Genomic DNA, 19,533 nt, shown 5'->3' with positions numbered 1-19,533 from the left:
CTTATGCCCCCGACTCTTGAGCAGCTCGTTCGGGCGCCCTCGCTCGATTTGGCGGTGCTGGCGGGGGAGCGGCACCTTGCGCGGGAGATCCGGTGGGTGCACACCAGTGAGTTGGCGGATCCCACGCCCTATCTGGAGGGCGGGGAGCTGGTGCTCACGACGGGGATGAAGCTCGGGCGGTCCGCGGTCGAGCGGCGGGCGTATGTCGAGCGACTGGCCGACGCGGGCGTGGTGGGGCTCGGGATCGGGGTCGGGCTGACGCACGCGAAGGTTCCGGCGGCGGTGGTGGAGGCCGCGGAGGTGCGCGGGCTGCCGGTCTTCGCGGTGCCGCGTCCGACGCCGTTCATCGCGATCAGCAAGATGGTCTCGTCGGCCATCGCCGCGGACCAGTACGAGGCGGTGACCACCGGTTTCGCGGCGCAGCAGGAGCTGACCCGGGCGGTGCTCGGCCGCGAGGGCTCCGCGGCGCTCATCCGGCGGCTCGCCGGGCGGCTGGACGGGTGGGCGGCGCTGTACGACCAGTCCGGTACGCCCGTGCACGTCAGCCCCGGTCCCGCCCGCGCCCAGGCCGCCGCGCTGGCCGCGGACGTGGCCCGCCTGCGTGGGATGTCCGCACCCGCGTCCGCGTCGTTGCAGGGCGCGGGGCCGCACGGCGAGCGCGTGGTGTTGCAGTCGCTCGGCGCGGACCGCCGCATCCGCGGGTTCCTCGCGGTCGGCACCCGTCGGCCCGCCAATCCGGCGGACCGGCAGATCATCGGCTCGGCCACCTCCCTGCTGACGCTCGCGCTCGAACAGTCCCGGGCCCTCGGCGCGGCCGAGGGGCGCATGCGCACCGCCCTGCTCCGCCTGTGGCTCGGTGCGCCGTGGGCGGCTCAGGCCGCGGAGGGTGCTGCGCCCGACGACGCGATGCCGGATGTCGCGTCCGGCGCGGTCCGGGGCGGCGGCGCGGTGGATCCCCTCGTCCGGGCCGTCGCGCGCGACATGGGTTCGCCGCTGCCGGACGGCCCGCTGCTCGTCGCGGTCGCGCAGGGACCGGAGGCCGCGCGAAGCTCCTTCGCAGAGCGGGTCGGGGGCGCCGCCAAGGACGTGTTCGCGGCGGAGTTCGACGACGCCACAGTCCTCGTCGCCCCCGCCTCGCTGCTGGCCGAGGACGCCGCCGTCCTGGACCGGGCGGCCGCCCAGGCCGCCACGGGCGGGTTCGCGGTGGGCGTGTCGGGGGCGGTGGAGTCCGGGTCGGGCGCCGAGGCGTTCCGGCAGGCGCGGCAGGCGTACGGTGTCGGCTCGCGCGCCGGGCGGGCCCTGACCGTCTACGGCCATGCGGGCGCGTCCCTGCTGCCCCTGCTCGGCGACGTCACGGTGCGCGGTTGGGCCGAAGAGCTGCTCGCTCCGCTGACCGCCCACGACGCGGGCGCGCGCGGCGATTTGGTGGCGTCCGTACGCGCGTGGTTGGCCCGGCACGGGCAGTGGGACGCGGCCGCGGGCGACCTCGGGGTGCACCGGCACACGCTGCGCTACCGGATCCGCCGGGCGGAGGAGATCCTCGGGCGACGCCTCGACGACCCCGACGTGCGCGCGGAACTGTGGCTCGCGCTGCGCCTGACCGAGCGGGACGGCGGATAGCCCCGGCCTTCTGTCCGGGTCCTGCTATCCCGGGTCCTTCTGTCTCGGGCCCTTCTGTCTCGGGCCCTTCTGTTCCGCGCCCACCCGTCTCGGGCCCATCTGCCCCGAGGACTTCCACCCCGCGCCCTGCGTCCCCGCCCCCCTTCCACCGCGGCGCACTTGCCGCCGCTCATTTGGACGCCGCGTACAAGGTCCCCCGCTTCCCGCCGCACCTACCGTGGAGGAGCGGCGCAGCGCCGCGTCCGTCCGCTCGCGATCCATGGAGTTCCAGTGACCACGACCCACGCGTTCTGGCTGGCCGGTCGGCAGGCGACCGGCGAGTCGGCCTTCGACGTCACCCACTCCTACGACAACAGTCTCGTGGGCCGCGTGAGCGTGCCGACGGACGCGCAGGTCGAGGAGGCCGTCGCGGCGGCGCACGCGGTCCGCGACGAGTTCTCCGGCCTGCCCGCGCACCGCCGCGCCGCCGCGCTCGACCACGTCGCCAAGCGCCTCGGCGAGCGTGCCGAGGAGATCGCGCGCCTGATCACCGCCGAGAATGGCAAGCCGGTCAAGTGGGCGCGCGGCGAGGTGGGCCGCGCGGTCTCGGTGTTCCGCTGGGCCGCCGAGGAGGCCCGGCGCTTCAACGGCGAGGGCATGCGGCTCGACACGGATGCAGGCGGCACCGGCCGCTATGCGCTGGTACGCCGCTTCTCGCGCGGCGTCGTGCTCGGTATCGCACCGTTCAACTTCCCGCTGAACCTGGTCGCGCACAAGGTCGCCCCGGCCATCGCGGTCGGCGCGCCGATCATCCTGAAGCCCGCGCCGGCCACCCCGATCAGCGCGCTGGTCCTCGGCGAGATCCTGGCCGAGACGGACCTGCCGGCCGGGGCGTGGAGCGTCCTGCCGGTGCCCAACGACAAGATGCCGGACCTGGTGCGGGACGAGCGCCTGCCGGTCATCTCGTTCACCGGCTCCGGCCCGGTGGGCTGGTCGATCATGGACTCGGTGCCGCGCAAGCACGTGACCCTCGAACTGGGCGGCAACGCCGCGGCCGCGGTGCTCGCCGACTGGTCCTCGGACGCGGACATCGAGTGGGCCGCGTCCCGCATCGCGACGTTCTCGAACTACCAGGGCGGCCAGTCCTGCATCTCGGTGCAGCGCGTCATCGCAGACGCATCCGTCTACGACCGCCTGGTCGAGAAGATCGTCGAGAAGGTGAACGCACAGGTCACCGGCGACCCGAGCGACGAAACGGTGGACGTGGGCCCGCTGGTCAGCGAGGACGCCGCCAAGCGCGTCGAGTCGTGGGTGGACGAGGCCGTGGCGGGCGGCGCGAAGCTGCTCGCGGGCGGTGAGCGCGACGGCGCGACGTACGCCCCGACCGTGCTCGCCGACGTCCCCGGCGACGTGACGATCGCCTGCGAGGAGGTCTTCGGCCCGGTCCTCACCGTCACCAAGGTGGACGGCGACGACGCCGCGTTCGCCGCCGTCAACGACTCGCGCTTCGGCCTCCAGGCGGGCGTCTTCACGCACGACCTCCAGACCGCGTTCCGGGCACAGAAGGCCCTGGAGGTCGGCGGCGTCGTGATCGGCGACGCGCCGTCCTACCGTGCCGACCAGATGCCGTACGGCGGCGCCAAGGAGTCCGGCGTCGGCCGCGAGGGCGTCAAGTACGCCATGGACGACTTCACCTACGAACGCGTCATGGTCCTCACCGGTCTCGACCTGTAAGGGCGGACCCCGCATACGACGGGCCCGGCGACCTGGGGTGGGTTGCGCCGGGCCCGTTCGCGTTCCCGCGGTCACCGTCGTCGCCACCTCGTCGCCACCGCGCGACCACAACGCAGCCCCGCGCGCCGCGGCCACCGATCCTCCGTCGCATTCCCGGCCTTCCAACTGCGCCAGGCGGGTGACCTTGGTGTGCCTCGGGTAGGTACGTGGCGGTAACACCGGCCGGTAACGGGCGGAATCCTCCGGAGCGGGCCGGGTACGTGAGGGGAACCCGCACGCGAGGAGGCCCACCGATATGCCCCCTGTCACCGAACGCGAGGCCCGCAAGGTTGCCGAGGAGGCGCGCGAGAGCGAGTGGCGCAAGCCCAGCTTCGCCAAGGAACTCTTCCTGGGCCGCTTCCGGCTGGACCTGATCCACCCCCACCCCGAGCCGGAGTCCGAACAGGTCGTCCGCGGCGAGGAGTTCCTCGCCCGCCTGCGGCGCTTCCTGGAGAAGGAGGTCGACCCGACCGCCATCGAGCGCGACGCCCGCATCCCCGACGAGGTGGTGCGCGGACTGCGCGACCTCGGCGCGCTCGGCATGAAGGTCGACCCGGAGTACGGCGGCCTCGGGCTGAGCCAGTACCACTACAACAAGGCCCTCGTCCTGGTCGGCTCGGTGAACCCCGCACTAGGCGCGCTGCTGTCCGCGCATCAGTCGATCGGCGTACCGCAGCCGGTGAAACTTTTCGGGACCGAGGAACAGAAGCGCGCATTCCTGCCGCGGTCGGCCCGGGGCGTCACCGCGTTCCTCCTCACCGAGCCGGACGTCGGCAGCGACCCGGCGCGGCTGGCCACGACGGCGGTGCCGACCGAGGACGGCGAGGCGTACCTGCTCGACGGCGTGAAGCTGTGGACCACCAACGGCGTCGTGGCCGACCTCGTCGTGGTGATGGCCCGGGTCCCCAAAGCCGAAGGACGCAAGGGCGGCATCACCGCGTTCGTCGTCGAGGCGGACTCGCCCGGCATCACCGTCGAGAACCGCAACGCGTTCATGGGCCTGCGCGGCATCGAGAACGGTGTCACCCGCTTCCACCAGGTGCGTGTGCCCGCCGCAAACCGCATCGGTCCGGAGGGCGCGGGCCTGAAGATCGCCCTCACCACGCTGAACACCGGTCGCCTGTCGCTGCCCGCGATGTGCGCGGGGGGCGCGAAGTGGTCGCTGCGCGTGGCGCGCGAATGGTCCGCGGAGCGCGAGCAGTGGGGGCGTCCGATCTCGGGTCACGAGGCGGTCGCCGGCAAGATCGCGTTCATCGCCGCGACCGCCTTCGCGCTGGAAGCCGTGCTCGACCTCACCGGTCTGATGGCCGACGAGAACCGGCGGGACATCCGCATCGAAGCCGCGCTGGCCAAGCTGTACGGCTCGGAGAAGGGCTGGCTGGTCGCCGACGAACTCGTGCAGATCCGCGGCGGCCGCGGCTACGAAACGGCCGCGTCGCTCGCCGCGCGCGGCGAACGCGGCATCCCCGCGGAGCAGATGCTGCGCGACTCGCGCATCAACCGCATCTTCGAGGGCTCCACCGAGATCATGCACCTGCTGATCGCCCGCGAGGCGGTGGACGCACACCTCGCCGTCGCGGGCGACATCATCGACCCCGACGCGACACTGAAGGCGAAGGGCAAGGCCGCCGTCGACGCGGGCGGCTTCTACGCCAAATGGCTGCCGAAGCTCGTCGCGGGACCGGGGCAAGTCCCCACGTCCTACAAGGAGTTCGGTGAGCTCGCCGGGCACCTGCGGTACGTCGAGCGCGCCTCGCGCAAGCTCGCGCGCGCCACCTTCTACGGCATGGCCCGCTGGCAGGGGCGCATGGAACGCAAACAGGGCTTCCTCGGCCGCATCGTCGACATCGGCGCCGAATTGTTCGCGATGAGCGCGTCGTGTGTGCGTGCGGAGCAGTTGCGGCGGCGCGACACCGAGCAGGGCGCCTCGGCGTACGCGCTCGCCGACCTCTTCTGCCGCCAGGCGCGCGTGCGGTGCGAGGAGTTGTTCGGACGCCTGTGGACCAACACCGACGCGTACGACGTCAAGGTGACGCAGCAGGTCATGGCCGGCCGGCACCGTTGGCTGGAGGAGGGCGTCATCGACCCGTCGACCCCGGGTGCCTGGATCGCCGCGGCGGACCCCGGGCCCGCCAAGACCGACAACGCGCACCGCACCATCGAGTGATCCGCTGACGATGTCGTCCCCGGGGCGCACGACGGGAGGCCCCGCGGGACCGTCACAATAGTGCGATGGACTCCCTGGCAGATCCGTACGCCCCCTTCTCCGACCCGGCGCGGCCCGCCACGCGGCGCGACATCGTGCTGCTCGGTTCCACCGGTTCCATCGGGACGCAGACGATCGACGTCGTCAAAGCCAATCCCGACCTCTTCCGCGTGGTGGGCCTGTCGGCCGGCGGCGGGCGCGTCGACCTGCTCGCCGCCCAGGCGCTGGAGCTCGGAGTGGACGTCGTGGCCGTGTCACGCGCGACCGCCGCACAGGACCTCCAGCTCGCGTTCTACGCCGAGGCGAAGCGCCGGGGCTACGCGACCGGCGAGTACAAGGTGCCGCGCATCATCGCGGGGCCCGACGCGGCCACCGAACTGGCCGCGCACCCGTGCGACGTGGTGGTCAACGGCATCACCGGCTCGATCGGCCTCGCACCCACGCTGGCCGCGCTCAAGGCCGGCACGATGCTCGCGCTGGCCAACAAGGAGTCGCTGATCGTCGGCGGCCCGCTGGTGAAGGCGGCCGCGCGTCCCGGCCAGATCGTGCCGGTGGACTCCGAGCACTCCGCGCTGTTCCAGGCCCTGCGCGGGGGGCGGTACGACCAGGTCCGGCGCCTTGTGGTGACGGCGAGCGGAGGCCCGTTCCGCGGCCGTACGCGCGCCGACCTCGCCGACGTCACGCCCGCGCAGGCGATGGCCCACCCCACGTGGGACATGGGCCCGGTCATCACGATCAATTCGGCCACGCTGGTCAACAAGGGCCTCGAAGTGATCGAGGCGCACCTGCTCTACGACATCCCGTTCGACCGCATCGACGTCGTCGTGCACCCGCAGTCGATCGTGCACTCGATGGTGGAGTTCATCGACGGATCGACCCTTGCCCAGGCCAGCCCGCCCGACATGCGCCTGCCCATCGCGCTGGGCCTCGGCTGGCCCGACCGGGTGCCGGACGCCGCCCCGGGGATGGACTGGACGAAGGCGCAGAGCTGGGAGTTCGCGCCGCTGGACAACGAGGCGTTCCCGGCCGTCGAACTCGCCTGTGCGGCGGGGGCCACGGGCGGCACCGCGCCCGCGGTCTTCAACGCCGCGAACGAGGAGTGCGTGGACGCCTTCGTCGCCGGGAACCTCTCCTTCCTCGGAATCGTCGACACTGTGGCCCGCGTGCTGGGCGAGCATGATGTCCGCGGCACCGGGGGAGACGCCCTCACACTTGAAGATGTCCTCGACGCCGAACTGTGGGCCCGCCACCGTGCCCGCGAACTTGTCGCCGACGCGCTGGGAGTAGCCCGATGACGTTGTTCATGACCGTGCTGGGCATCGTCGTGTTCGTGGTCGGCCTGCTGTTCTCGATCGCGTGGCACGAGGCCGGGCACCTCGCCATGGGCAAGCTCTTCGGGGTGCGCGTCCCGCAGTACATGGTCGGGTTCGGCAAGACCATCTGGTCGAAGAAGATCGGCGAGACGGAGTACGGCCTGAAGGCTGTCCCGGCGGGCGGCTACTGCCGGCTCATCGGGATGTTCCCGCCGGACAAGGACGGCAACCTCAAGGCCAAGAGCACGTCGCCGTGGCGCAGCATGATCGAGGAGGCGCGCGAGGCGTCGTACGAGGAGGTCGGTCCCGGCGACGAGACCCGCCTGTTCTACACCCGCAAGCCCTGGCAGAAGTTCCTGATCATGCTCGCCGGACCGGCCATGAACCTGGTGTTGGGCGTGGCGATCCTGGCGGGTGTGTGGATGACGTACGGCGTCATGGAGCCCGGCACCAAGGTGGCGGTGGTCACCGATTGCGTGGTCCCGGCCAGCGACGCCGAGCGCGAGTGCAAGTCCGATGACAAGGCCGCCCCGGGCAAGGCCGCCGGCCTGATGGTCGGCGACCGCATCGTGCAGTTCAACGGCGCGCCGGTGAAGTCGTACGACGACCTGCGCCCGCTGATCCGGGAGAGCAGCGGCCAGGTCACGGTCGTGGTCGAACGCGGCGGCCAGTTGGTGACGCTGACCCCGACCCTTGAGCAGAACGAGATGGCCAAGCTGGACGGCGACGGGCGGCCGATCGAGGGCCAGTACGTCCGCACCGGCTTCCTCGGCTTCAGCCCGCTGAACGAGCGGCACGCACTCGGCCCTGGCGGCGTCGTGGACGAGCTCGGGTTCTACATGGAGAAGTCCGTCGAGGGCCTGATGCGGATCCCGGAGAAGGTCCCGGCGCTGTTCGGGGCGGCCTTCCAGGGCGACGAGCGCGACCAGGACTCGCCGGTCGGCATGGTCGGCGCCGCGCGCATCGGCGGCGAGGTCATGGCCGCCGACGTGCCCGCCGAGTCCCGGCTGATCGTGTTCGTGCAGCTTCTGGCCATGGTGAACATCGGCCTGTTCCTGTTCAACATGCTGCCCCTGTTGCCGCTCGACGGCGGACACATGGTGGGGGCGATCTGGGAGTCGGTGCGGCGCCGCCTCGCCCGGGTGTTCAAGCGCCCGGACCCGGGGCCGTTCGACGTCGCCAAGCTGATGCCGGTCGCGTACGCGGTGGCGGTCGTGTTCATCGGCTTCACCGTCCTGGTGCTGATCGCCGACGTGGTCAACCCGGTCAAGGTCACCTGATCGGCGGCCCGACCGGCAGCAGTGCTGCGGTCCGGCGCGTGGCCGGGCCGCGGAGGCCGGGCGGTCGATCGAATCCGGACAACCAACGCGATCGTTTCCACAGCCGACCGGGCGGTTGTCGAAACGCTGTGTGCCGGTCCTGCAACAGATTCGCTCGGTACTGGGCGCGTTTACCCGGTTGCGGGGTGCGTGCCGTAGCTTGGTGATCGGCCTCTCCCGCCACCTGTGCGCCACCCGGTGGAGGGGCCGAGCATCTTTCGTCCGACACACACGGGACTGAATCAGCTATGACCGCGATCACTCTGGGAATGCCTTCCGTACCCGCCCGGCCGATCGCTGCGCGCCGCAAGTCGCGGCAGATCATGGTCGGCAACGTACCGGTCGGCGGCGACGCCCCGGTTTCGGTGCAGTCGATGACCACCACGTTGACCTCCGATGTGAACGCGACTCTCCAGCAGATCGCCGAGTTGACGGCGTCCGGCTGCCAGATCGTCCGCGTCGCGGTGCCGAGCCAGGACGACGCGGACGCGCTTCCGGACATCGCGCGCAAGTCCAAGATCCCGGTGATCGCGGACATCCACTTCCAGCCCAAGTACGTGTTCGCGGCGATCGACGCCGGGTGTGCGGCGGTCCGCGTGAACCCCGGCAACATCAAGGCGTTCGACGACAAGGTCGGCGAGATCGCCAAGGCCGCCTCGGCGGCCGGCGTGCCGATCCGCATCGGCGTCAACGCGGGGTCCCTCGACAAGCGCCTGCTGGAGAAGCACGGCAAGGCCACGCCGGAGGCGCTGGTCGAGTCCGCGCTGTGGGAGTGCTCGCTGTTCGAGGAGCACGACTTCCGGGACATCAAGATCTCGGTCAAGCACAACGACCCGGTCGTGATGATCGAGGCGTACCGGCTGCTGGCCGAGCGCTGCGACTACCCGCTGCACCTCGGTGTCACCGAGGCCGGTCCGGCGTTCCAGGGCACGATCAAGTCGTCGGTGGCGTTCGGCGCGCTGCTGAGCCAGGGCATCGGCGACACCATCCGGGTCTCGCTGTCCGCGCCGCCGGTCGAGGAGATCAAGGTCGGCAACCAGATCCTGGAGTCGCTCGGGCTGCGGCAGCGCGGCCTGGAGATCGTGTCGTGTCCCTCCTGCGGGCGCGCCCAGGTCGACGTCTACAAGCTCGCCGAGCAGGTCACCGCGGGCCTGGACGGCCTGAAGGTGCCGCTGCGCGTCGCGGTCATGGGCTGCGTCGTCAACGGCCCCGGCGAGGCGCGAGAGGCGGACCTCGGCGTCGCGTCCGGCAACGGCAAGGGGCAGATCTTCGTCAAGGGCGAGGTCATCAAGACCGTCAAGGAGTCCCAGATCGTCGAGACGCTCATCGAGGAGGCGCTGATCCTCGCCGAGCAGATGCAGAAGGACGGCGTCATCTCCGGCGACCCGGTCGTCGACGTGAGCTGAACGCGCCGCGCGACCGAGCGTCGGCGCGGGCCGAACGACCGGCGTGCGCTGAACGACGGGGTGGGGCCGGACGTTCGGCCGCGCGGACGTCTGGACCGCGGCGACGGCCGCAAGGCTTCTGGTATGGCCCCGCACCGGCATCTCCCGGTGCGGGGCCGTCGCACGTCCGGCTCGGTCGCCGGCTCCGCGGGCGCTCTCGCCCTCACCGAGGCCCGAGTCCTGTCCCCTGGGGGACGCCGAACACCGACTCCCTGTTCGATTGTGTGTTCGATACGGACGTGCGTTCCCCGCCCGATCAGCGGTTTTCCGCACTCGTCCGGGTGACAGAGCGTACTCGGCCTTCCGCTCACGGTGATCGATGCTGATCATCGATGGTGGAGACGGCGCATCGGGCGTCGGCGGGAGGGGGCTGCGATGCGACGCACGGTCATCCGGGCGATTGCCGGAACTGCCGCGATGCTCGGGGCACTTGCCGCGCTCGGCACCGCCGGTCCCGCCGCCGCGCTGCCCGAGACGCCGCCGCGCGTCTCGCCCGGCATCCCGTGGGGGACCTGTCCACCCGATCTCTCCCGCACGCTGCGTTGCGGCACTCTCGACGTGCCACTCGACCACACGCGGCCGGAGGGGCCGACCACCACGCTCGGCGTCTCGTTGGCGCAGGCCACCGGGACCAAGCGGGGCACCATCCTGGTCAACCCGGGCGGCCCCGGCGGCCAAGGCATGTGGCTTGCGGCGGCGGTGCACCGGGCACTGCCCGCCGACCTGCGCGCGGCGTACGACGTCGTCGGCGTCGACCCGCGCGGCAACGGGCACAGCTCCCCCATCCAGTGCGTCGACACCGAGGTCTTCGACAAGGCCCCCAAGCCCGACCCGGTGCCGCGGACCGACGCCGACAAGCAGGCGCTGCTGGCCCGGGCGCGGGCGTACGCGGAGGGGTGTGCGGCGCGCGCCGGCGGCATGCTCTCGTATCTGAGCACCGAGGCGAACGCGCATGACCTGGACGCGGTGCGCGCCGCGCTGGGCGAGGAGCGGATCGGCTACATCGGCTGGTCGTACGGCACCTACCTGGGCGCGGTCTACGGGCACCTCTACCCGCAGCGCGTCGACCGCATGATCCTCGACAGCATCGTGGACCCGAGCCCCGAAGGCATTTGGTACGGCGTCAATTTGGGCCAGGACATCGCCTTCCAGGCCCGCTGGCGCGACTTCACCCGCTGGGCCGCACGGCACGACGCAAAGCTTCGCCTCGGCGCCACCCCGGACGGCGTGGAGGACTCGCTGGCCCGCGTCCTGGCGGGGGTACGCGCGGCTCCGGCCGGTCCCGTCGGACCGGCCGAGGTCTACGACATGCTCTCGGCCGCGATGTACGACGACGACGGCTGGCCGCCCCTCGCCCGCGCGCTCCGTGCGTACCTCGACGCCGACCACCGCCCGATCCGGGCGCTGTACGAACCGCCCGGCGCCGACAAGGCCAACAGCACCGCCATCTACACCGCCGTGGAGTGCGCGGACGGCCCGTGGCCGCGCGACTGGGCGGTCTGGGACCGCGACGCCGACGCGCTGCACCGCAGCAACCCGATCCTCACGTGGTCGAACACCTGGCTCAACGCACCCTGCCAGTTCTGGCCGGTGGCCCCGCGCGAACCGGTGCGGATCGACGGCGCCGGGCTTCCCGGGGTGTTGCTCGTACAGGCCGAGCGCGACGCGGCCACCCCGCTGATCGGCGGCGTCGCGATGCACCGCGCGCTGCCGAGTTCGCGGCTGGTCACCGTGACCGGCGAGGGCAACCACGGGGTGTTCGTGTTCAACCCGAACAAGTGCGTGTCCGACATCGCCCACGCCTACCTGCGGGACGGCACACTGCCGCCGAGCGACCGCGCATGCAGCGGTGGCAGCGAACCCCGGCCCGAGCCCGAGCCCGAGCCGGCATCGGCATCGGCCGCCGGGAAGACGCGATGACGTCGGCTCGCGCGGTCCGCCCGCGGCACACCCTCCGGCGCGGCGCCGTCGCCTCCGCGGCCTTCGCGCTCGTCGCCTCGTTGACCGCCGCCACCGAGCCCGGCCCGGTGGACCCGCCGCCCGGTCCCGGAGGGTCAGTGGAGTCCGTGCCGCGCAGCGTCCCCGAGGCCGTCCCGGAAGCGCCGCCCGCCCCCGGAGTGACCTGGGGCTCCTGCCCGTCCGGCACCCCCGCGACGGAACGCTGCGGCACCATCCGCGTGCCCCTCGACCACGAGCGGCCCGGGGATCCGGCGACCGTCCGCATCGGGGTCTCGCGGTCCCCGGCGACCGGTCGCGCCGCCGAGCGTCAGGGGATTCTGGTCTTCAACTACGGCGGCCCCGGGGCCGAGGGCGTCGGCCGGGCGGCCTCGCTCGCGCGCTCGCTGCCCGAGCCGGTGCGGCGGGCGTACGACATCGTCGGGTTCGACCTGCGCGGACGGGCCACCAGCAGCCGCCTGGACTGCCTCGACCTGGCGACCTTCGCCAAGGCGCCGAAACCGGACACCGCGCTGACCACCCCCGAGGGACAAAAGGCGATCACCGAGGCCGCAAGGATCTTCGCCGAGGGATGCCGCGCCGACTCGCCCGAGATGCTGCCGTACATGACGACCCGCCAGATCGCGGGGGACATGGACGCGGTGCGCGAGGCGTTCGGCGAGCAGAAGGTCAACTATCTGGGGTACTCGTACGGCAGCTATCTCGGGGCCGTATACGGCCAACTGCATCCCGACCGCGTGCGGCGCATGCTGCTGGACAGCCTCGTCGATCCGACCAAGGTCTGGTACCAGACCGCTTTCGGCCAGGCGCGCGCCTTCCGCGAGCGCCAGCGCGACTGGGCCGACTGGGTGGCGCGTCACGAGGCGACGTACCGGCTCGGGACCACCCGGGCCGCGGTGCTCGGGCAATGGGACCGGGCCCGCGAGGCGTTGGCGGCGGAGCCCGCCGACGGGGTGTTCGGCGGCACCGAGTTCGACATGACGACCATCGCCAACCTGTACTCCGACCGGCAGTGGCCGGTTTTGGCGGCCGCCGTGTCGGCGTACCGAGTGCGAGGCGACGCGGCGCCCCTGCGCGACCTGAAGGGCACGGCGACCGGCGACGAGGAGAACTTCGAGTCGGTCATGCAGGCGGTGACGTGTGCGGACGCACCCGCGCCCGACGACCCGGCGGTGTTCGCCGCGGACACGGCCCGCCTCAAGGCCGAGCACGGCTACCTCGGCTCGACCATCGCCGCCGCGGGGGCGTGCCTGTACCTCCAGAGCAACACCGTGCCGCCGGTCAAGGTCGACGGCGCCGGGCTGCCCGGCATCCTGCTGGTGCAGAGCTCGCGCGACCCGGCGACCCCGTACGCGGGAGCGGTACGGATGCGCGCGGCGCTGCCGTCGTCGCGGCTCTTGACCGTCGAGGGCAGCGGCAATCACGGGCAGTTCCTGGGCGGCGGGCAATGCGTCGACGACGCGGGCGCCGCGTATCTCGCCCGCGGCGAACTGCCCGCGCGCGACTGGACCTGCCCCGCGCTGCCCCCGCCCACCCCCGACAGCCGCACCACCCCAGAGACTCCGCGAACCCACCCGGCCGTGCCGCGGGCGCCGGGCCCGGTCGTGCCCTGAGCGTCGAGGCGCCGATCGGGGCTCCGACCCTGATCCCGACCCAGACCCAGACCCAGACCCCGACCCGACCCAGACCCCGACCCGGACCTGGACCTGGACCTGGACCCAGGCTTTGACGCGGGCGCCCGACACGACGCACTGACGGTCGGCCGCGCGGCGGTCCGCGGCGGAGGACCCCCGCCGCCGACGGCACCGCGACGCAACAGCAGAGGGATATCCGGAAGCCTCCGCATGCGAGCGGTTGATCGGCGCGACGCACCTGACCCGGTGCCTTCCATCGGCCGAGGGGTGCCGCGCAGCGCTCGTCCGGACTCCGTACTCTGGTGGGGTGATCCGCTGGATGGCAGGGTGAGCCACGTGCTGAGCTCGGTTTCCTCCAAAGTCCTCGACGGCACCGACCTGCCCGCGGTCCTGGAGTTGTTGGACCGCGACCCGGTGACCAACGTCTTCGTCGCGTCGCGCGTGCACCTCGCCGGAGCGGACCCGTGGCGGCTCGGCGGGGAGCTCTGGGGCTACTACGAGAGCGGCCGGCTGGCGTCGTTGTGCTACGCGGGCGCCAATCTCGTCCCGGTCGAGGCCGGGCCGGAGGCCATACGGTCCTTCGCCGACCGAGCCCGCCGCCAGGGGCGCCGGTGCTCGTCGATCGTCGGTCCCGCCGACGCCGCGGCGAACCTGTGGGGGCTGCTGGAGCCTTCCTGGGGACCGGCGCGCGACGTACGCCCGGTGCAGCCGCTCATGGTCGCCACCCGGCCCTCCGCGACGGTCACCCCCGATCCCGCCGTGCGGCGGGTGCGGCGCGAGGAGATCGACATCGTGATGCCCGCCTGCGTCGCGATGTTCACCGAGGAGGTCGGCGTCAGTCCGCTCGTCGGCGACGGCGGCGCCCTCTACCGCGCCCGGGTGGCCGAACTGGTCAACTCGGGAAGGGCGTTCGCCCGTATCGAGGACGGCCGCGTGGTGTTCAAGGCGGAGATCGGCGCGGTCACCCCGCGCGCGTGCCAGATCCAGGGCGTGTGGGTGGCCCCGGACCGGCGCGGCGAGGGGCTGTCCGAGACCGGCATGGCGGCGGTGCTGGACTTCGCGCTGCGCGAAGTGGCCCCGATCGCCAGCCTGTACGTCAACAGCTACAACCTGCCGGCCCGCGCCGCGTACCGCCGCGTCGGCTTCGCGGAGACCGGCGCGTTCATGAGCGTGCTGTTCTGACCGGCCGCTGCGATAGCGTCCCCGCCATGGAATGGACGTGTCGGCTGATCGACCTCGCCGCGTACACCGTCGAGACGGTCGAGGTGCAGGCGCTGGCGTTCGGTCTCACCGACGACGAGATGTCGGTGCGGCGCCGCATAGTGCAGCGGCACGCCCAGTTCCCCGGGGTGCGTGCGCTCGGGGCGTTTTCGCCCGAGGGGCGGTTGATCGGGTTCGGCTACGGCTACCCGAACCTCAAGGACCAGTGGTGGAGCATGGTCATCGAGCCGTACCTCGCCCGCACCGGGCATGCGGACTGGCTCGACGACGCCTTCGTGGTGGGGGAGTTGCACGTGCTCCCCGAGTGGCAGGGACGAGGGGTCGGGCGCACGCTGCTCAGCCTGCTGTGCCAGGGGCAGGACCGCACGCGCATCCTGCTGTCGGCCGTCGACGAGGACACTCCGGCCCGAAAGCTGTACTACGGCGTGGGGTTCGTGGACCTGGCCGTGCCGGTGCTGTTCCCCGGCAACGTCCGGCCGTACTGCGTGATGGGTGCGGAACTGCCGCTGCTCGTGGAGTGAGCGCGCGGGAGCACGGCGCTCAGGACAGCCACTCGGCGACGGACAGCATGTCCTCGCCCGCCGGATCGCCCACCGATACGCACCACAGCCCGAGTGCGAGCGCCTGCACCAGCGCCCAGCCGCGCACCCGCTCGACGTCCAGTTCAAGGGAGTTCGCCAGCCACGTCACGCGCCGTCGGACCACCGCCTGCGGGCGGGTCTCGGCGACGACGGTGGCCAGCCGGTCGCGGACCAGCGGACCGAGGTCGAACGCGGGTTCGCCGAGCATCGGCCGCGGGTCGATGGCCAGCCACTTGGTGCGCTCGGCCGCCAGCACGTTGCCGTGGTGGCAGTCGGTGTGCAGGACGACCACGCTCGGCTGGGACGCCGCCAGTTCCGAGCACAGCGAGACGGCCTCGTCCAGCAGCGCCTCGGGGCAGGGCCCGCCCAGCTCGGCGAACCGCCGGGGCATCGACTCGACCCAGTGCCCGACGCGGTCCGAGACCAGGTCGATCGCGGAGTCCTCGGGCGGCGCGATCCACAGGTGGCGCAGCACCTCGACGGCTTCGAGCATCGCCCGGTCCTCGGGCAGCGAGCGCAACGAGACGTCGGGCTGGAGGCGTTCGAGCAGCAGCGCGCCGCGCGGGGCGTCGGCGTCCAGCAGGCGCACGGCGCCGCGGCCGGCCCATATCGCCAGAGCGTCGGCCTCGTGCGCGGTGTAGCGGTCGACGAACCCGAGCTTGAGCGTCGCCGGGGTGTCGTCCTCGCGCCGGACCAGCAGCGTCAGGCTCAACGCGCCGCCGGGCAGCACCGGGCGCTCGGCGGTCAGGTGCCAGCGGTCCAGGAACTCGGCGGCGGAGTCCGGCAGGGCGTCCAGCCATGGCCGGGCGGCCTCCTCGCCGCACCAGCGCAGCGCGGTGCGCACCAGCCGCTCGGGCACTTCCACCGGCGAGGTCACGAGGGCTGCCCCGAACCGGCGCGCGGGGCACCCGACACGGCGGACGCCGCCGACGGCGCGGCCGCGGGCCCGCCCGGCGCGGCGCGCTCGGGAAGTCCGGGGAAGGCCACACTCGCGCCGCGCCAGCGCGCGGCCTCGACCGCATTCTGTTGGAGCCACTTCGCCGCGGAGATGCGCTGGTCACCGCCAGATGCGGCGACCAGGTCGACCAAGTGCGCGGCCACGCCGTCCTCCAGGTACACCGCAAGGCGCGCGGCATCGGCGGACGTGTCGACCGCGAACGGCAGGGTGTAGGCCGCTGCGGCGGCCCGCGGCCGCCCGCCCTGCCCGGTGATCAGCCCCTCGACCTCGTCGCGCCGCGCGCGGTGGGCGTCGTACGCCGTCCGCGCCTGGGCCTGCGCGGCCCCGTCCGACTTCGCGCCGACGACGCCGTAGCCGTAGACGGCCGCGTTCTCGGCGTCGAGCAGGGATTGGAGTGCCTGGACCAGCGGGCTTTCCTTGCCCGTGGGAGAAGGTGTCGTCATGCGGCGCTCCCGAGGTTCTGCGCGTGGACGAACTGGCAGGCGGAGACCGACGCGAGGACGCGCGCCAGTTCGGGGCTCGCGGCAGGCAGGTCGACCAGGCGGCCGTCCGCGCCCTGTTGCTCGCGCGTGGCCAGGTCGGCGAGCGCGGCCTTGGCGTCGGCGGGCACGGATTCACCCGGGGGAGTGGCGGCGGGCGGCGCGGTGCGGACGCCGCCGAAGGTGGTGAGGTGCAGGGCCACTTCGTCGGCGTACGGGCGCAGCTGCGCGCCGAGGTCCGGATGGGCCGCGACGACCGCGTCGTAGCGGTTCAGGAGGTCGGCCGCCGCCTGCTTGGCCCGCTCGCGGATCTGGTCGTCCTCCTTGCGCTGCGCGGGCGTCGGACCGGAACTGTCGTCCGAGGTACAGGCCGTCGCTCCGAGCCCGACCGCGAAGAGCGCGCCCAGGCCGGTCAGAACGGTCCTGCGCGTCGGCCCCGCGTCGCGCATTGCTTCGACTCCCGCTGATCGTGTGCACCCGTTTTCCCGCGCACGGCGCGGGCCCAGTCGGACGCTATCGCATCGGTCACCGTGCGGCCGGGCGGCTGACCGTGCGTGCACGCGAACTGTTGCGGACCGGATACTGTTGTCTACCTGAGCGGCCGGTCCGAGAAGCCGACCCGCCCGCAGATCGCGACAACAGCACACGCAGCCGAGGAGTCGTCCGGATGAGCACCACCCAGAGGGACCGGCTGCGGGAGCTGCTGGAACCTGTCGCCGCGGGTGCGGGGGTCGATCTTGAGGATGTCTCCGTCAGCCCCGCGGGCAAGCGCCGCGTGCTGCGCATCGTGGTGGACGCCGACGGCGGAGTGGACCTGGACGCGGTCGCGGCGGTGAGCCGCAAGTCGTCCGAGGCGCTGGACGCGTCCGATGTGATGGGCAGTCAGCCGTACGTTCTTGAGGTCACCACCCCCGGCGTCGACCGGCCCCTGACGGCGGAGCGCCACTGGCGCCGCTCCGTCGGCCGCCTCGTCGAGGTCCAGCTTGTCGAAGGCGGCAAGGTCACCGGCCGGGTCAAGGCCGCGGACGCGGACGGCGTCGACCTGGACGTGGACGGCACCACGCGGCGCGTCGCATATGCAGACGTCGCCAAGGCCGCCGTGCAGATCGAGTTCAACCGCAAGAACGCGGACGCGGACAACGACGGGGACGCGGACGCCACGCCGGGCGACGAGGACGGCGAGGACACCGACGACATGAACGAGGAGGCGTAGGACGTGGACATCGACATGAGCGCCCTGCGCGGGCTCGAACGCGAGAAGGAGATCAAATTCGATCGCCTGGTCGAGGCGATCGAGTCGGCGCTGCTCACGGCGTACCACCACACCCCGGGCAGCCAGCCGCGGGCGCGTGTGGAGCTGGACAAGGCCAGCGGGCACGTGACCGTGTGGGCCGCCGAGACCGACGAGTCGGGCGCGACGGTCCGGGAGTACGACGACACCCCGCACGACTTCGGCCGCATCGCGGCGACCACCGCCAAACAGGTGATTCTCCAGCGTCTGCGCGACGCCGAGGAGGAAGTGACCTTCGGCGAGTACGCGGGCCGCGAGGGCGACATCGTCTCCGGCGTGGTGCAGCAGGGCAAGGACCCGCGCAACGTCATGGTCGACCTCGGCAAGGTCGAGGCGATCCTGCCGCACGCCGAGCAGGTGCCCGGCGAGCGCTACGAGCACGGCCTGCGCCTGCGCGCGTACGTCGTCACCGTGCGCCGCGGCCCCAAGGGCCCTTCGATCGGCCTCTCGCGCACCCACCCCAACCTGGTGCGCAAGCTGTTCGCGCTGGAGGTCCCGGAGATCGCGGACGGCTCGGTGGAGATCGCCGCGATCGCCCGCGAGGCCGGCCACCGCACCAAGATGGCCGTCTACTCGACCCGCTCCGGTCTCAACGCCAAGGGCGCGTGCATCGGCCCGATGGGCGCCCGGGTGCGCGCGGTGATGGCGGAGCTGCACGGCGAGAAGATCGACATCGTCGACTGGTCGGACGACCCCGCGGCGATGGTGGCGAACGCCCTGTCGCCCGCGCGGGTGAGCCACGTCGAGGTCGTCGACCTGGCCGCCCGGTCCGCCCGCGTGACCGTCCCCGACTACCAGCTGTCGCTGGCGATCGGCAAGGAAGGTCAGAACGCGCGGCTCGCCGCGCGCCTGACCGGATGGCGCATCGACATCCGCCCCGACACCGAGTCCGGCGGCGGAACAGGCGGCGAGGCGCGGCCGGGCGGCGGAACGCCCGAGCCACGCCGGGGCGGGGAGCGGTAGACTTACTTGATGTCTGGTCGGACACGGGTTAACGCATGCCCATCTCCACGTAAGCGACAGGCCCTGCCGGAAACGGCGGGACCGGTGCGTACGTGTGTGGGATGCCGGTCCCGTGCCGCCAAGACCGACCTGGTGCGAGTCGTGGCGGTCGAGGGCGCGTGCGTCCCCGACCTGCGCGGCACCTTGCCCGGGCGTGGTGCGCACATGCACCCCGACCCGGAATGTCTTGCCCTCGCGGAGCGCCGGAAGGCGTTCCCGCGGGCGTTGCGCGTGAGCGGGCCTTTGGAACTGGCCCGATTGCACGCCGTGGTCGCCCCGGATGGTGCGGGGCAAGGATCGGAACGGAACAGCAGTACCTCGCGAGTTGGAAGTAGGTCGAGATTGCGATGAGCACTCGATGAGTACGCGATGAGTACGTACATGCGGTAGCGACGGTCCGGCGGACGACCACCCCGGACCAGAAGGAGCGACGTGGCAAAGGTCCGGGTATACGAGCTCGCCAAGGAGTTCGGAGTCGAGAGCAAGGTCGTCATGGCCAAGCTCAACGAACTCGGTGAGTTCGTCCGGTCGGCGTCCTCGACAATCGAGGCACCGGTCGTACGCAAGTTGACTGACGCATTCAAGAAGGACGGCGGACCCTCCGCACGTCCTGGCGCGCGCAAGCCCGCGGCCCCTGCGGCCCCGGCTTCCGCGCAGGGTCCGGCGGCCGCCGCGGCCCCCTCCACCTCCGCACGCCCGGGCCCGCGCCCGGCCGGCGGAGCCCCGACTCCCGGCCCGCGCCCCGCCGCGGGCCCG

Annotated in this window: 17 protein-coding genes; 14 read left to right on the top strand and 3 right to left on the bottom strand. The window is 72.4% G+C overall.

Translation table 11 applies throughout. From position 1 onward, the window contains the following. Nucleotides 1–3: 3 nt before the first annotated feature. The 10 genes from ACRX5S_RS37385 (at nucleotide 4) to ACRX5S_RS37340 (ending at nucleotide 14,987) form a co-directional block, all read left to right on the top strand. Nucleotides 4–1,620 carry a PucR family transcriptional regulator gene (locus ACRX5S_RS37385; RefSeq protein WP_436777708.1) on the top strand — a complete coding sequence of 539 codons (1,617 nt, stop codon included), beginning with the start codon at nucleotides 4–6 and terminating at the stop codon, nucleotides 1,618–1,620. A gap of 270 nt (nucleotides 1,621–1,890) precedes the next feature. Beyond that, nucleotides 1,891–3,333, top strand: a complete 1,443-nt coding sequence (locus ACRX5S_RS37380; protein ID WP_436777707.1) for an aldehyde dehydrogenase family protein — start codon at nucleotides 1,891–1,893, stop codon at nucleotides 3,331–3,333. Between the two features lie 295 nt (nucleotides 3,334–3,628). Beyond that, the gene (locus ACRX5S_RS37375; RefSeq protein WP_436777706.1) at nucleotides 3,629–5,539 is read left to right on the top strand and encodes an acyl-CoA dehydrogenase family protein; all 1,911 of its coding nucleotides are present in this window, start codon (nucleotides 3,629–3,631) and stop codon (nucleotides 5,537–5,539) included. A 65-nt stretch (nucleotides 5,540–5,604) separates the two neighbouring features. Continuing rightward, on the top strand, nucleotides 5,605–6,873 hold the full coding sequence (gene dxr / locus ACRX5S_RS37370) for a 1-deoxy-D-xylulose-5-phosphate reductoisomerase (protein WP_436777705.1): 1,269 nt from the start codon (nucleotides 5,605–5,607) through the stop codon (nucleotides 6,871–6,873). After that, nucleotides 6,870–8,171, top strand: coding sequence for a M50 family metallopeptidase (locus tag ACRX5S_RS37365; RefSeq protein WP_436777704.1), 1,302 nt, complete (start codon nucleotides 6,870–6,872; stop codon nucleotides 8,169–8,171). The genes dxr and ACRX5S_RS37365 overlap by 4 nt, the downstream gene beginning before the upstream one ends. 287 nt (nucleotides 8,172–8,458) lie before the next feature. Continuing rightward, nucleotides 8,459–9,616, top strand: coding sequence for a flavodoxin-dependent (E)-4-hydroxy-3-methylbut-2-enyl-diphosphate synthase (gene ispG / locus ACRX5S_RS37360; RefSeq protein WP_436777703.1), 1,158 nt, complete (start codon nucleotides 8,459–8,461; stop codon nucleotides 9,614–9,616). Between the two features lie 414 nt (nucleotides 9,617–10,030). Then, the gene (locus ACRX5S_RS37355; protein ID WP_436777702.1) at nucleotides 10,031–11,575 is read left to right on the top strand and encodes an alpha/beta hydrolase; all 1,545 of its coding nucleotides are present in this window, start codon (nucleotides 10,031–10,033) and stop codon (nucleotides 11,573–11,575) included. Beyond that, nucleotides 11,572–13,224: an alpha/beta hydrolase gene (locus ACRX5S_RS37350; RefSeq protein WP_436777701.1), complete on the top strand. Its 1,653-nt coding sequence runs from the start codon at nucleotides 11,572–11,574 to the stop codon at nucleotides 13,222–13,224. Before ACRX5S_RS37355 ends, ACRX5S_RS37350 begins: the two co-directional genes overlap by 4 nt. Nucleotides 13,225–13,584: 360 nt before the next feature. After that, entirely contained in the window at nucleotides 13,585–14,427 is an 843-nt protein-coding gene (locus tag ACRX5S_RS37345; protein ID WP_436777758.1) for a GNAT family N-acetyltransferase, read from the top strand. A gap of 26 nt (nucleotides 14,428–14,453) precedes the next feature. After that, nucleotides 14,454–14,987 (top strand): GNAT family N-acetyltransferase, encoded by a 534-nt coding sequence (locus tag ACRX5S_RS37340; protein ID WP_436777700.1) that lies wholly within the window; start codon nucleotides 14,454–14,456, stop codon nucleotides 14,985–14,987. 19 nt (nucleotides 14,988–15,006) lie between these two features. Here the strand turns inward: ACRX5S_RS37340 and ACRX5S_RS37335 are convergent, their stop codons facing one another. From ACRX5S_RS37335 to ACRX5S_RS37325, 3 genes are read right to left on the bottom strand one after another with little or no spacing between them, the layout of a single operon-like run. Beyond that, entirely contained in the window at nucleotides 15,007–15,924 is a 918-nt protein-coding gene (locus tag ACRX5S_RS37335; protein WP_436777699.1) for an aminoglycoside phosphotransferase family protein, read from the bottom strand. Next, a complete protein-coding gene (locus ACRX5S_RS37330; RefSeq protein WP_436777698.1) occupies nucleotides 15,921–16,448 on the bottom strand; it encodes a ferritin-like domain-containing protein in 528 nt (175 codons plus the stop codon). Before ACRX5S_RS37330 ends, ACRX5S_RS37335 begins: the two co-directional genes overlap by 4 nt. Beyond that, on the bottom strand, nucleotides 16,445–16,933 hold the full coding sequence (locus tag ACRX5S_RS37325) for a hypothetical protein (RefSeq protein WP_436777697.1): 489 nt from the start codon (nucleotides 16,931–16,933) through the stop codon (nucleotides 16,445–16,447). Before ACRX5S_RS37325 ends, ACRX5S_RS37330 begins: the two co-directional genes overlap by 4 nt. Before the next feature lie 218 nt (nucleotides 16,934–17,151). Here ACRX5S_RS37325 and rimP point away from each other — a divergent pair, with 218 nt between their 5' ends. The 4 genes from rimP to ACRX5S_RS37305 all read left to right on the top strand — a co-directional run. Next, nucleotides 17,152–17,697, top strand: a complete 546-nt coding sequence (gene rimP, locus ACRX5S_RS37320; RefSeq protein ID WP_436777696.1) for a ribosome maturation factor RimP — start codon at nucleotides 17,152–17,154, stop codon at nucleotides 17,695–17,697. A 3-nt stretch (nucleotides 17,698–17,700) separates the two neighbouring features. After that, complete coding sequence (gene nusA / locus ACRX5S_RS37315) at nucleotides 17,701–18,738, top strand: transcription termination factor NusA (protein WP_436777695.1); 1,038 nt, start codon at nucleotides 17,701–17,703, stop codon at nucleotides 18,736–18,738. A 9-nt stretch (nucleotides 18,739–18,747) separates the two neighbouring features. Beyond that, nucleotides 18,748–19,128, top strand: coding sequence for a YlxR family protein (locus ACRX5S_RS37310; protein WP_436777694.1), 381 nt, complete (start codon nucleotides 18,748–18,750; stop codon nucleotides 19,126–19,128). A gap of 81 nt (nucleotides 19,129–19,209) precedes the next feature. Further along, nucleotides 19,210–19,533, top strand: a 324-nt coding sequence (locus tag ACRX5S_RS37305; protein ID WP_436777693.1) for a translation initiation factor IF-2 N-terminal domain-containing protein, incomplete at its 3' end; no start/stop codon positions are given.

Origin of the sequence: Yinghuangia sp. YIM S09857 (assembly GCF_051388915.1) — a bacterium.
Lineage (GTDB): Bacteria > Actinomycetota > Actinomycetes > Streptomycetales > Streptomycetaceae > Yinghuangia.
The sequence above is the reverse complement of the archived record's forward strand: the minus strand, read 5'-3'. Positions and strand labels throughout refer to the sequence as shown.

What these genes read in the sequence shown, in the direction of transcription:
- dxr (WP_436777705.1), top strand. Translation starts at nt 5,605, where the DNA reads ATGGACTCCCTGGCAGATCCGTACGCCCCCTTCTCCGACCCGGCGCGG.
- ACRX5S_RS37385 (WP_436777708.1), top strand. Translation starts at nt 4, where the DNA reads ATGCCCCCGACTCTTGAGCAGCTCGTTCGGGCGCCCTCGCTCGATTTG.
- ispG (WP_436777703.1), top strand. Translation starts at nt 8,459, where the DNA reads ATGACCGCGATCACTCTGGGAATGCCTTCCGTACCCGCCCGGCCGATC.
- rimP (WP_436777696.1), top strand. Translation starts at nt 17,152, where the DNA reads ATGAGCACCACCCAGAGGGACCGGCTGCGGGAGCTGCTGGAACCTGTC.
- ACRX5S_RS37330 (WP_436777698.1), bottom strand. Translation starts at nt 16,448, where the DNA reads ATGACGACACCTTCTCCCACGGGCAAGGAAAGCCCGCTGGTCCAGGCA.
- ACRX5S_RS37350 (WP_436777701.1), top strand. Translation starts at nt 11,572, where the DNA reads ATGACGTCGGCTCGCGCGGTCCGCCCGCGGCACACCCTCCGGCGCGGC.
- ACRX5S_RS37325 (WP_436777697.1), bottom strand. Translation starts at nt 16,933, where the DNA reads ATGCGCGACGCGGGGCCGACGCGCAGGACCGTTCTGACCGGCCTGGGC.
- ACRX5S_RS37355 (WP_436777702.1), top strand. Translation starts at nt 10,031, where the DNA reads ATGCGACGCACGGTCATCCGGGCGATTGCCGGAACTGCCGCGATGCTC.
- ACRX5S_RS37375 (WP_436777706.1), top strand. Translation starts at nt 3,629, where the DNA reads ATGCCCCCTGTCACCGAACGCGAGGCCCGCAAGGTTGCCGAGGAGGCG.
- ACRX5S_RS37340 (WP_436777700.1), top strand. Translation starts at nt 14,454, where the DNA reads ATGGAATGGACGTGTCGGCTGATCGACCTCGCCGCGTACACCGTCGAG.
- ACRX5S_RS37310 (WP_436777694.1), top strand. Translation starts at nt 18,748, where the DNA reads ATGTCTGGTCGGACACGGGTTAACGCATGCCCATCTCCACGTAAGCGA.
- ACRX5S_RS37365 (WP_436777704.1), top strand. Translation starts at nt 6,870, where the DNA reads ATGACGTTGTTCATGACCGTGCTGGGCATCGTCGTGTTCGTGGTCGGC.